At 36.8% G+C, this 13,027-nt stretch carries 10 protein-coding genes; 3 read left to right on the top strand and 7 right to left on the bottom strand.

The features are described from left to right. Nucleotides 1-3 precede the first annotated feature (3 nt). The 3 genes from AC0QT4_RS00560 (at nt 4) to repC (ending at nt 2,888) form a co-directional block, all read left to right on the top strand. Nucleotides 4-2,001, top strand: coding sequence for a MacB family efflux pump subunit (locus tag AC0QT4_RS00560; protein WP_473199777.1), 1,998 nt, complete (start codon nt 4-6; stop codon nt 1,999-2,001). A 339-nt stretch (nt 2,002-2,340) separates the two neighbouring features. Next, the gene (locus AC0QT4_RS00555) at nt 2,341-2,586 is read left to right on the top strand and encodes a hypothetical protein (protein WP_473199776.1); all 246 of its coding nucleotides are present in this window, start codon (nt 2,341-2,343) and stop codon (nt 2,584-2,586) included. After that, nucleotides 2,496-2,888, top strand: coding sequence for a replication initiation protein RepC (gene repC, locus AC0QT4_RS00550; RefSeq protein ID WP_473200010.1), 393 nt, complete (start codon nt 2,496-2,498; stop codon nt 2,886-2,888). The genes AC0QT4_RS00555 and repC overlap by 91 nt, the downstream gene beginning before the upstream one ends. A 168-nt stretch (nt 2,889-3,056) precedes the next feature. Here the strand turns inward: repC and AC0QT4_RS00545 are convergent, their stop codons facing one another. From AC0QT4_RS00545 to AC0QT4_RS00515, 7 genes are all read right to left on the bottom strand, one after another. Then, nucleotides 3,057-3,413 carry a helix-turn-helix domain-containing protein gene (locus AC0QT4_RS00545; RefSeq protein WP_473199775.1) on the bottom strand — a complete coding sequence of 119 codons (357 nt, stop codon included), beginning with the start codon at nt 3,411-3,413 and terminating at the stop codon, nt 3,057-3,059. A gap of 811 nt (nt 3,414-4,224) precedes the next feature. Next, complete coding sequence (locus tag AC0QT4_RS00540) at nt 4,225-4,899, bottom strand: YdcF family protein (RefSeq protein WP_473199774.1); 675 nt, start codon at nt 4,897-4,899, stop codon at nt 4,225-4,227. A gap of 4 nt (nt 4,900-4,903) precedes the next feature. Then, the gene (locus AC0QT4_RS00535; RefSeq protein WP_473199773.1) at nt 4,904-5,857 is read right to left on the bottom strand and encodes a cell division protein FtsX; all 954 of its coding nucleotides are present in this window, start codon (nt 5,855-5,857) and stop codon (nt 4,904-4,906) included. Then, nucleotides 5,850-6,509: a cell division ATP-binding protein FtsE gene (gene ftsE / locus AC0QT4_RS00530; protein ID WP_473199772.1), complete on the bottom strand. Its 660-nt coding sequence runs from the start codon at nt 6,507-6,509 to the stop codon at nt 5,850-5,852. The genes AC0QT4_RS00535 and ftsE overlap by 8 nt, the downstream gene beginning before the upstream one ends. A gap of 477 nt (nt 6,510-6,986) precedes the next feature. Continuing rightward, nucleotides 6,987-8,945 (bottom strand): acetate--CoA ligase, encoded by a 1,959-nt coding sequence (gene acs / locus AC0QT4_RS00525; RefSeq protein ID WP_473199771.1) that lies wholly within the window; start codon nt 8,943-8,945, stop codon nt 6,987-6,989. A 1,940-nt stretch (nt 8,946-10,885) separates the two neighbouring features. Beyond that, complete coding sequence (locus AC0QT4_RS00520; protein WP_473199770.1) at nt 10,886-11,149, bottom strand: hypothetical protein; 264 nt, start codon at nt 11,147-11,149, stop codon at nt 10,886-10,888. A 1,078-nt stretch (nt 11,150-12,227) separates the two neighbouring features. After that, on the bottom strand, nt 12,228-12,935 hold the full coding sequence (locus tag AC0QT4_RS00515; RefSeq protein WP_473199769.1) for a YggS family pyridoxal phosphate-dependent enzyme: 708 nt from the start codon (nt 12,933-12,935) through the stop codon (nt 12,228-12,230). Nucleotides 12,936-13,027: the final 92 nt, after the last annotated feature.

The raw sequence follows: 13,027 nt of genomic DNA, 5'->3' as shown, positions 1-13,027 counted from the left end.
GCCATGAAAACAGAGAAAGCAGATGCTGTCATTGTTTTGGAAGATATTGTGCGTCAATTCCCTGCGGGTGAAACATTCGTTACTGTCTTGAAAAACATTAATCTTACCATTAAACGGGGTGAAATGGTAGCGATTGTGGGTGCTTCTGGTTCAGGAAAATCCACATTGATGAATATCTTAGGGTGTCTTGATCGAGCAACTTCTGGTCGTTATTGGATTTCAGGGAAAGAAACAGCTGCCCTTTCTGCTGATGAATTATCCGCTTTGCGGCGTAACCATTTTGGATTTATTTTCCAGCGTTATCATTTGCTCAATGAATTGACAGCATTGGGTAATGTTGAAATTCCAGCTATTTATGCGGGGCTCCCTGTCGCAACAAGAAAACAACGTGCACAAGATCTTTTAACACGTTTAGGTATGGGGGAGCGGATCAATCATCGACCAAATCAGCTTTCAGGTGGTCAGCAGCAACGGGTTTCTATAGCCCGCGCTTTGATGAATAATGCAGAGGTTATTCTTGCTGATGAACCAACAGGTGCATTAGATAAACACAGTGGTCAAGAAGTGTTGCGTATTTTGGATGAGCTTCATCAAGAAGGACGCACCATTATTATTGTAACGCATGATATGCAGGTGGCTGAAAGAGCAGAGCGTATCATCGAAATTAGTGATGGGGAAATTATTGCTGATCGTGCGTCAAAGGGTGCAGAAACAAAAGCTGTGGAAGAAAAAATAAAAACGGATAATCAATATGGGGAGAAAAATTTCAAAGACAAAAAACAGCTTGGTTTTTTTCATTCTTTTTACGAGCGGTTTCGTGAAGCATTTATTATGGCTTTATTGGCAATGAACGCCCATCGACTACGAACTTTTTTAACAATGCTTGGGGTGATTATCGGTATTGGTGCCATTATTGCTATGGTGGCCTTAGGAAATGGTACACGAGAGAAAATTCTGGAAAATTTTAAAAGTTTGGGTTCTAACACATTAACAATTTTACCTGGAAAAAGTCTCTCTGATCCACAAGCAGAGAAAATAACAAGTTTGGTGGAAGCGGATGCAGAGGCTCTCTCTCATTTGCCCTATGTTGCTGGTGTAACACCACAACTTTCAACAAGCTCTACGATACGTATTGGAGCCGTCGAAGCCAATGCTGTAATTGTTGGGGTAGGAGAACAATATTTTCAGACACAAGGACTCAAAGCGCTTCAAGGAAGATTTTTTGATCAGAAGAGCGTGCATGAGCGAGCCGTTGATCTCGTGATTGAAAAAGAAGCACTTTCTGTGCTTTTTCCTCATGGTCATGAGAATCCCATTGGAAAGGTTGTTCATGTGGGTAACGTTCCCGTGCGTATTCTTGGTGTGATAGATTCACAACATATGGGAGGCACTTCTAATACGTTGCAAATTTATTTGCCCTATACAACAGTGCAAACCCGTTTGCTTGGAACAACACAGGTTCGTGCCATTACGGTTAAGATTGCTGATGACGTCGATTCACATTTAGCAGAGTCCATGGTAAAGCGTTTTCTTACTATGCGGCATGGTGGAGAAGATTTCTTTATTAGAAATTCAGAATTCTTCCGTGAACGTATTATGGAAAGTACACATATTTTAACACTTTTAGTGTCTTCAATTGCATCTATCTCGCTGATTGTGGGGGGTATTGGGGTGATGAATATTATGCTGGTTACTGTTTCGGAGCGGATCAATGAAATTGGGGTACGGATGGCTGTTGGGGCGCGTCAGAGTGATATTTTGCAGCAATTTTTAATTGAAGCGATTTTGGTTTGTGTCATTGGTGGGGCGCTAGGGATCCTGTTTGGATTTTCTATCGGGGGGCTGTTCCTTCTGTTTAAGGCGCCTATCCACTTAGTTTATACCATTGATTCTATCATCCTATCCCTTACTTGTTCAACCCTCATAGGGGTCTGTTTTGGTTTTTCACCAGCACGGCAAGCTTCCAGGCTTGATCCTGTTGTTGCTCTCTCGCGTGATTAAGCATTATCAATTGCCACATGCTTATTGTTATGCTTTCTACTTGCATGAAGCGTTTATGAAGCAAAACATGGATAAGAAAAGTTTAGTATTATTGGTTGCTCTGTTTTAGAAAACGTTTTATTTGTTAAGTGACGTGTACTTTATAACTGTACAATAAAGGGTGAAGTTTCACGACACAACGGATCATAGATGAATTCCCATTGTCTTTTTAGAGCAGTAAAAATACAGCACCGATTAGCTTTAAAATTTTAATCTAAAATAGACAACTCTTAACCCTCAAGAGAACTGTAACAAAAAAGAGTATTCAGAAAGATCTGAACACACATTCAAATCATCAACGTGACGTTCAATCACGATAAAATAGCTTATGAAAATAAAGAGACAGGCAAAACTGAAGATGGTTTACCATCACAGGGCTCTATATCGCTGCAAATCAAGCCTCAATTTTTAGCTAGAGCATTGCCTAATACCCCCCGCTTATTCCTCAAACATGAATTACAGTCGGAAAGGGATTTAATCGGTTCTATGGAGTTTTTAGCAAAAATGAAGGGAATTTCTCCTCATGCCCTTCAAGAAGCCAAATAAACTATGGGGATAAACAAGTTGCTCTTGCTCTTATCGTCAAAAAACATTGCAAGGAAATCATTAAATCACTAGGAGGATATTTGCGAGGGATGGTTGCCAAACAAAACAAAGGTGAACTCTACTTAGAGCGTTCTTTCTATGCTTTGTTGGATGAAGAATTTAAAGAAACATTTAATGATTTGCCCATAGCGGAAAATAACAAAATCAACTCAAATGATGAAAAAATACCCTTGTTTAAATCAGAATTAAATAAAATTCTCAAAAAGTTGGAAATGCCTAAAAATACTAACAAATTTGCCTAGATAAAATGACAGATTCTTTAAAAAATAACATTTTTGTGATTTTAAAAATAAAGAAAGAGGTTAAATTATGAATATCTTGCGGAGACTCCATGCTAACAACCTCTTCCTTAAAAAGAGACTTATATAATAATTTATTGTTTAGCAGGAAAGTATTTTGAAATTTTTATTTCACTCAGAAATTAACCATAAAATTGCTCTTTGTTTTTTCGTTTTAAGCGTCCTGAAACTTTTCAAAAGTAAATATTCCTCTTTGCTAGATATTCCTCCATCACTAGGGTATGAAATATTTTCTTTTGTCGAGATTTCGGTATAAAAAAAGGCAATAGGAACATCCAATATGTTGGCAATTTCTTGCAAACGTCCTGCCCCTACACGATTTAAGCCTTTTTCGTATTTTTGGATTTGCTGAAAAGTTATTCCTAATTGGTTGCCTAATTGTTTTTGAGAAATTCCCATCATTTCTCTTCTGAAACGAATTTTTTTACCTACAGAAATATCATTAAAATGCGGATTTTTAGTTTGCACTTCAAAGTCCCCCACCGGGTGCGAGCGCCCTCGCATTGGTATTCCGGGAGTTGAAAGAGCTGAAACTTGACTCAGCCTTTTGCTTTTAGTGCCTATGGCACCTGGACATAACAAAAGCTCCCGGAAATCCGGGATATCCGTAAAACAGGATAAATATACGTTTCAAGTTTAGGGTCTTTCATTCCCTGCTGATCGTCGCGTAGACGATCAAAACACTTGTACTAATAAAGCAATTTCAGAAAATTGGCAACAAAAATTAAAACAGCTTTTTGCTTTATCATGAGAGGCGGGCAGCCTCTCAAACTCTCTGGAACGTTCACCAAAATTCTGAATGTGGTGTAAAGTAATCCTATCAAAAGTGAAATTTTTATTTGTCAATTCATATTTTTTGCAAGTTCTTGCTTTGCAAGCGGTGTATTGTAATTTGAAATGGAAAAAGAAGTAATTTGCAATTGTAGATTGGATTTCCTTTGAAATGTCTTTGATGTTAATAAATTTTCTATTAACAACCCTATAAGAGCATCGTTTGCTGGCTATGCATTGATTTATAAAGATAATTTATTGTTTTTCATATTGCATTAGCTCTCCGAATATCGTAAAATTTTCTTATTTCAAACCTTCTCATATTGAAACAAGTAAAATCACGGATTTGCATGTCATTAGTGGGGCTGATGTGTGGGTAAAACTAGAGAAGAAAGGCGTTGAAACGCTTTTTTATGAATGTTTTCGAGGGCTGTTGTAAACCTTTGGGGGCGGAAAAGAACCATGGTGCTGCTTGTGGCAAATTTTCAGAATATGAGCAGGGTAAAGATTAAAACATGGTTCTGATGTATACCTCGATTGTTTTGATATATTGGAAAATAAGAATGCGTACTTGATTGATCTGCTGTATCGTACTTTCATTGCCGTTCTTTTTAACGGGATAGGCTATGAAATTGACCTCAGGCATTAAAGTTTTAAGTTCGCGCAAAGAGCGCCACATGTGGTAGTCATGAGTGACAATATAAACTGTTTGGTAGTGGTGCTTTTTAATCCAAGCTGTGCTTTCTTCAGCATTCCCTTTTGTGTTCGTTGCTTTATGGCCGATGTCAACGCAACAGGTAAAGAGCTGTGGGGTAATATGTGTGCTGTGCTTCAGTCTCTGGAGATTGGTTACGGTGTTTACTCCACTGATCAAAAGTCGCGAACCAAGCCTCTTTTGGAGCAGGCTTAACCCCGCTTCTATTCGGTTCTCTCCCCCCGTCAAGACGATGATTGCATCTGCTTTTGGTAAGGGATTTGGTGGTTGAAGCCGCTCAGTTTTTTCGGCAAAGATAATGAAACTAACACAAAAAAGCAGAGTGATGATTAAAAGAGAAAATGTTGTCGGTGGAAAATAACGAAACAAACAGCGTAGAGAGCATAAAGTGCCGTTGGTATGTTTTTTCAGAGAATGCTCTTGTTCATCTTGCATCAATGATTTGGGATCATATGAGTTGTAGGTCATAAAATTAAAATAAGCCGTTTTCACATTGATCAATTTTTTTAAGTTGTGCTAAAATAGTTATGCGGTTTGTAAGCATGGTAAGCAAAGAAACAAAAAAAATAAGACCAATGATTTTTCCATAAGGAATGGAACTTATGGAAAAATGTCCAAACAAAGCGGTGACTTGGCTAGCTTCCACTTTCCCTATGTTATAATTTGTCCAAAAGCTGAAAGCAGCAAACAGCAATGTGCTTGTGATACCACCATATAATGCACCGCGCAGTGCAGTTTTAAAAAAATGCCAATCAAATTGTCGTGCAATGAAAAGGGTTTCAGTTCCTAGGAAGTATAAGACATTAATAATATGCGCATTTTCTGCCAAAGCATTGCGTGTGGCAAAGATAACCGTGAGGATCAATGAGCCTAAAACCAATATTAAAATTGAAAAACCAATGAAAACAGTTGTATGTGCCATTGTTGTAAAACGCTTCACCCAAACACGGTGATCATCAAATTGACCTCCTGGAACTTGTGTTTTAATGGCATGACTAATGGCATGAAAGTCAATTTCTTCTTTCTCGTTTAGTGTTACGATGATAAGACGAGGAAGAGGCAATTCATTTAAGCTTAAACCCGTGCCAAGCCATGGTTCGAGCAATTTTTCAGTGGCTGTTTGGTCAACAATGGTGGCATCGTCTACACCATGAAATGTTTTGACCAACTTAACTGCTTCATGAAGGGCTTTTTCGATATTAATATTTTCAGTTGGACGTATTTGTATGGTTGCTTCATAGCTAATTTGATTACTCCAGCTATGAGCCGCTCGCTGGACGAGATCAACCCCGATCAATGTGAGGCTGGAGAGAAAGGTCATAATAGCAATCACTGCAATCAGCGCTCGGCCTGAAATGTTGTCGCTGGGAATAATCGCAGTTGTGTTGTTTTTATTGCTTGTGAAAATGGGGAAAAACTTATTCATGAATTGTCATCCGTCCATTATGGAGAAGCATTCGTCGTGCTGCAACTTGTTCCATCAGCGCAATATCATGGGTGGCAATAATGACGGCTGTTCCAAAACGATTTAATTCAATAAACAAGCGGAGCAGGCGTTTTGCCAAAGGGGGATCAACATTTCCTGTTGGTTCATCCGCCAAAAGAATTTCAGGTTGGTCAATGAGTGCACGGGCAATCGCTACCCTTTGTTTTTCTCCACCGGAAAGAACGGGAGGTAAAACATGAATATGATCTCCAAGACCTACCCAACAAAGAAGATCTTCTACTTCACTGCGATAAGTTGCTTCTTCTTGTCCCTTAATGCGTAAAGGTAAAGAGACATTTTCATAAGTGGTCATGTGATCAAGCAGACGAAAGTCTTGAAAGACGACGCCGATACGTTGCCGGAGTGCCGGAAGCTCTTGTCGTTTGAGTAATGCCGTATCGTGGCCAAACAGATCAATATGACCGCGTGTTGGCTTGAGTGCCAAAAACATCAGACGCATCAGTGATGTCTTTCCTGCTCCAGAAGCGCCGGTGAGAAATTGAAAGGATCCCGGAGGAATATGAAAACTGATATCACGAAGAACTTCTGGGCCCATGCCATAGCGCAAACCAACATTTTCAAAATGAATCACTTTTCGTTACCACTTCGTTGTTATAGTGCATCATCCTAAGGATTTTTGCTTTCATTGCTATAGGCTCTTGGTTCTTTTTAATATTTTCTTCCACCATTTCCAGTTTGTTATTGAGAAATACTGTCTGTAAGAATATGATCAGTCACTCCCTTTCCTTAATTTTGCCTTTATTTATGATTTTAGCAGGAATTTTAAAGTGTTTCTAGCAGAAACGTAAAAGTCAACAGTCCTGTTTTTGACAGAAGATGTTTATCTTTGGAGGTTGGTAACAGTAGCTTTTCTTTTTTGGATTTTCGCTGAAATTCATACTCTTTAGAATATTTTTTCAATCCGTTCTTGTTGGACTTGAGAAAGAATGTCTGTTTTGAGAGCGGTTGAATGGTTCCATTGTGTTGTTTTTCCCTTTATTGGTGACTTTAGCAAGAATGCTAAGAGAATTTTAGAAGGAAAGCTAAAGTCACCGTTGTTGTTTGGTGTTTAAGCTGCGGATTCTCTATTTTGCCGATTGGCAATCAGATCTTCTACCACTTGTGGTTCAGCAAGGGTCGAGATATCGCCTAAACTATCAAAATTATTTTCGGCAATTTTTCGTAAAATACGCCGCATAATTTTTCCTGACCGTGTTTTTGGCAATTGAGGGGCAAATTGAATTTTGTCCAAGATGGCAATGGAGCCAATTTCTTTTCTGACATGGCGAATAAGGTCTTTGTGTAACTCTTCACTTGGGGATGTCCCTTCCATTAAGGTGATAAAACTGTAAATTCCTTGTCCTTTAATGGGGTGAGGATAACCAACAATCGCTGCTTCTGAAATGGCGGGATGAGAAACAAGTGCGGATTCAATTTCGGCTGTTCCTAGTCTATGTCCAGAGACATTGAGAATGTCATCAACGCGTCCTGTAATCCAATAATAATCATCACTATCGCGTTTACAGCCATCGCCTGTGAAATATTTGCCTTTATATGTGGAAAAATAGGTTTCAATGAAGCGCTCATGATCATTGTAGAGGGTTCGCATTTGACCTGGCCATGAGTCAATGATGCAAAGATTCCCTTCTGCTTCGCCTTCTAAAACATTTCCTTGCTCGTCAACAATTTGGAGCTGAACACCGAAAAACGGACGTGTTGCTGAGCCTGCTTTGAGTGGTGTTGCACCAGGAAGGGGGGTGATCATATGCCCTCCTGTTTCTGTTTGCCACCATGTATCAAGGATGGGACAGCGATCATCTCCAACGGTGTGATAAAACCATTCCCATGCTTCTGGATTAATTGGCTCACCTACTGTGCCTAAAAGCCGCAAGGATGTTCTTTTCGAGTGTTCGACAAAGGAATTGCCCGCACCCATTAAGGCACGGATAGCTGTTGGTGCGGTATAGAGCGTGTTTACTTTATGTTTATCAACAATTTCCCAAAACCTGCCTTTGTCAGGAAAAGTTGGCGTTCCTTCAAACATTAAAGTGGTCGCACCATTGCATAGAGGGCCATAAATCAAGTAAGAATGACCGGTGATCCAGCCAATATCAGCAGTGCTCCAGTAAATTTCTCCAGGATGATAATCAAAAACATATTGATGTGTCATCGATACATAGACAAGATACCCTGCTGTTGTATGCAACACGCCTTTCGGTTTGCCTGTTGAACCCGAAGTGTAGAGAATAAAGAGTGGATCTTCAGCGTTCATTGGTTCTGCTGGGCAATCCGTTTTGGCATCAGAAACTTCTTCATGATACCAAAAATCACGCCCCTCTACCCAATGAATTGCTTTACTGGTGCGCCGTATGACCATCACTTGATCCACATCGACATGTTGGCGTGCTGCAATCTCAATGGCATGATCAACATTGTCTTTTAAGTTAATCTGTTTTCCTCCCCGTAAGCCTTGATCAGCGGTAATGATGAAGGTCGATTGGCAATCAACAATCCGTCCTGCTATTGCTTCAGCAGAAAAACCAGCAAAAATAACTGAATGAATGGCACCAATGCGGGCACAGGCGAGCATGGCATAGGCTGCTTCTGGAATCATCGGTAAGTAAATGGTAACTCTGTCGCCTTTTTTGATACCATGGTTCTTTAAAATATTGGCAAAGCGACAAACATGTTCATAAAGCGCATTATAGGTTATTTTTTTATCATGGTAAGGATTATCTCCTTCCCAAATCAGTGCGATTTCCTCGCCATGGGTTTTTAAATGGCGGTCAATACAATTATAGGCGACATTTGTTATTCCATCTTCATACCATCGAATGGGGACATCTGCGTTAAAGGAAGTATTTTTGACTTTTGTATAAGGTTTAAACCATGCAATGCGTTGACCATGTTTTGCCCAGAAGCTTTCTGGATCATTGATACTTTCTCGATACCATTGTTGATAGATGTCTTCATTGATGAAAGCATTTTTTTTTATATTCTCTGGTATTGGATGGATTTTTTCAGACATAAGTTCCCTCTCTTTATACTTTATATTTGGAAAAATCAGCTGTTGTAGTTTTATATTTTTGGCAGAATTTTTCCAAAAGTCTTTTCTTAAATGAAAATCCTCATGAGGAGATTAGACTAAATTACAAAAATTGGTATAGTCAATTTTAAAATCTGAAGTATTTATATTTAAAGAGAGACTATTTTTACTCTGTTCTAAGGGGTTCAAGTGCAGCAAAGCACATTATAATATTGTAAAAAAATGCATAACAGTATATTAATATCGATAGTTTTTTATAAGCGCATTAAGAAATGAACGTTTAGAAAAATTTCATATAAAGCATTAACATCGATAAGGTGCGGATAATGCATAGATTATCGACATCCTTTGTAAAATTATTTACAAAACACAACTATTGCGATGATAGAGATTTGTTCTTTGCGTAAATGTACAGAGTGTGCTCTTTAGTGCTTTGTGTTATAGTGTTTACGAATAATTTTAGGGGGTGATGTTGGGAGATGGGGACAAAGAGAGATGTTTCTTAAAGATCTCTATAAGTGAGCAATGCATTGAAAATAGAGCATTAACATCTTTTTTGTTTTTTACGACAAAAAAATCAAATGAACTCTTCAATGATGCGCACCCTAAAATATCCTCTTTAACGCAAAAAGAGATATGCTGGATAATGTATTGATTTGCATGTTCTTTGTGTTGTTCTGTCGTTTTGTAAAAGAAAATTTTATTAAGACTTAATATAAATTGAAATATCTCCGTAAAAAATCAATACTAAAGCATATAACACTTAAAAATAAAGAAGCTCTGATAGCTGACTTCCGATTGTAATCTAAAATTTTTCTATAAAAAATAAAAAAAACAGAGGGAAATATAATCATTGCGAAAAACAAATTTGCGATTTCATAATGGATATTCATTATAATAAAATCCTGATTGTAGTGTATGATATCGCATAGATATCTCTGAAAACTATTTCAAGCCTCTTTGTGTTAATTTATTAAGTAGATATTAATATAAAATAAAATATCTATGCAAAATTATAATAATAATTCATAGAATAACTAGTAATAAAAACAATGTAATAGGTAATTTCTAGTTATAAAATAAATGTTTACTGAAAAATAATAAAAATAGAAATATATAATTAATACATAGAATACTTTTATTTATTTAATGCATTTATATAGAAATATAAGAGCAAAAACTGTTGTTAACATAACTAATAAGTACATTATACGCTTTTTAAGATTATATCCTTTCAATTTCAGCACAATTATAAATATTAGTCCAACTAAAATTGTTTGAAATAATGCTTCCAATAATTTATGATAAATATCCATTATAAAAAATTATCTAAAAATTTATATAAACCAATATAGTTCAATAAAAGAATAACAATAAAAAATATAAAGCTTGTTAATAATGAATTTCTTATAGAATCTTTCCAACTGTAAGAAAAAAATTTATAATAAAAAAGATGTATTAAACCAAAAAAAACTATTACCATGAAATATTCAATAATTTTATGATTAAAATCTGACATTACGAAATCAAAATATATAATATGTGCTATAGAATAGATATCATTGAAACCAAATTTATTTGTTTTTATGGTAATTTATTAAGTAAATGTTAATATAAATTGAAATATCTCCGTAAAAAATCAATACTAAAGCATATAACACTTAAAAATAAAGAAGCTCTGATAGCTGACTTCCGATTGTAACCTAAAATTTTTCTATAAAAAATAAAAAAAACAGAGGAAAATATAATCATTGCGAAAAACAAATTTGCGATTTCATAACGGATATTCATTATACAAAACCCTGATTATAATATATGATATGAAGTAGATATCTCTGAAACCTATTTTAGCAATAGACATGATTCAAGTTTAATATCTTTATTAATAATTTCAGAGATACCTTTAAGCTATTCTCTATAAATTAGAACCAACACTCCCAAGCTTTATTTATGAATCCCAAACTAGCACCTGCTACGTACCCATACCCAGCAGCTGTTAAGCCAGCTGCGATTGCACCTGGGCCAGTCGGAGAAGCTGATAATGCTCCCATTACTCCAGCTGGAATTGCCGTTTGCACACCTAATCTGTTCATCTCATGAGAAAAATCATTAAAGCTACATGCTCTTGCATAAACAGGTGTTGAATCATTTAAAGTATAAACTAAACCTGAACCAAAATTACGCATATAAATCCTCCTTTGTTTATTTTGGAATCAACGTATCATAATGATACATGCAAATGCGTATCATTTTTATTTTTAAGATGTAAAATATAATTTTATTATAGATACAAAAATATTTTTGTATCTATATAAATATTCATTATGTAATAAATGATATTTTTTATTTATAATATTTGATATATTAATGTAATATTCTTTTTATAAATTAATAAAAGCAAATAGAACATTTTGAAAAATTGATATTCTTGGTGAAGCTGTTCAAAAGAGCGCAAAGAAAGGGATGTGCATATCGAGCGCAGTCTTGTTGCTCTTGTTTTGTGTGTATGTGTGGGGCAATTGTTTTGTTTTTTGAGTGATTATCAATCGCCTTTTATTCTGTCATGTATGGAAAGTTTCTCTTTCTTTTTGTTGTTTTTATGGATTGTTGTTAGGGTATTAATATGGCTTTTGGTGTTTAATGGGGTATTTTAAAGGCTAACCAATGGGTTTGCATAAGAATTGGTGTCGTCTAAAACACCCAAGCCCATTTTACGACGCTGCCCGTGGATGATAGAGCGTAAAAGCCATTGAGCACCACCATCTTTACGCTTATGAAGGTAAAGGTGGCGCCATCATGCTCTTTGTCAGCCTCAATGTTGCGACAGCCCTTGGTCTTTAGACGATTCATAAGAGATATTTTTAGTCCTTTCTTTAGAGTTTTTTACCTACATGCCAGCTCCGTTTGTGATGTGTCGGCAAGGGATTCAGTTGATGCAAAATGAAATGTTTTAAGATAAGACACACTTACAAGATTTGGGGGTATGATACAAGTTGGAAATGATAATTTATCTTTATAAATCAATATGTTGTCTTGTAGATACGTTTTAAGACTTTTTCTGCTTGCTTTGCATATTTGGCAAAGGAGTGAGCTGCTTTTGTGGATTAGAGCGGTTGAAGCAATTGTCGGTTTTTTAAACGAGAATCTTGGCAATAATTGTACGTAATATTTTTTGCCATTGTTTATCGCGTGATGTCCTTTCTCCTTCGTGTGTAGTGCATTTTTATCATCCTATCATGACAAAGGGGTTCTTTTTTGCAGATTTTAATGAAGATGTGTTGAGAGAGGGCGCTGTCCAAATAGAGTAGAGCCAATGCGAAGGACGTTAGAGCCAAATTGTAGAGCTGTTTTAAAGTCATTGGACATGCCCATTGAAAGTTTTGCAAGATCAGCTTTTTTTGCTAATTTTGCTAATAGGGCGAAATAGGGTCCGGGGTTTTCTTGTACTGGGGGGATTGCCATAAGGCCGATGATGTTAAGTCCGTAATGATTTTTGCACTGGGTCACAAAAGGGACGACTTCCTCGGGTGTAATACCACTTTTTTGCGGTTCTAAGCCAATATTGACTTGAATATAGCAGGGGAGGTGTTTGTTCTGTTTTTGCATTTCGTTTGCTAAGCTCTTGGCTATTTTTTCACGGTCAATGGTTTGAATGACATCAAAAATTTTAACAGCTTCTGCTGTTTTATTGGATTGTAAAGGTCCGATGAGGTGAAGTTCGACCTTTTCAAATTGTTGACGCAGGTGGGGCCATTTTTCAGCAGCTTCTTGCACACGGTTTTCGGCGAAAAGGCGCTGTCCTGCTTGCAAAATGGGGCGTATGTTATCGGCTTGGACAGTTTTTGAAACAGCGATAAGTTGGACTTCTTCTAAGGGGCGATTATAGCTTTGGCATGTTGTAGCAATGTCTTTTTGAAGGTTTTTCCATGCCTCAATGGAAGGATGAGGGGAAGGATTATTTTCTCTGTTCATAAGTGTCTTCTTTCTGTTTTTATTAAAGGATTGAACAATTGTTGATAGCGATTGCTTATAAGGGCTTTGTAAGATACTTAATAAAATATTGA

It is taken from the genome of Bartonella sp. EBT8 (assembly GCF_055796165.1).
The sequence above is the reverse complement of the archived record's forward strand: the minus strand, read 5'-3'. Positions and strand labels throughout refer to the sequence as shown.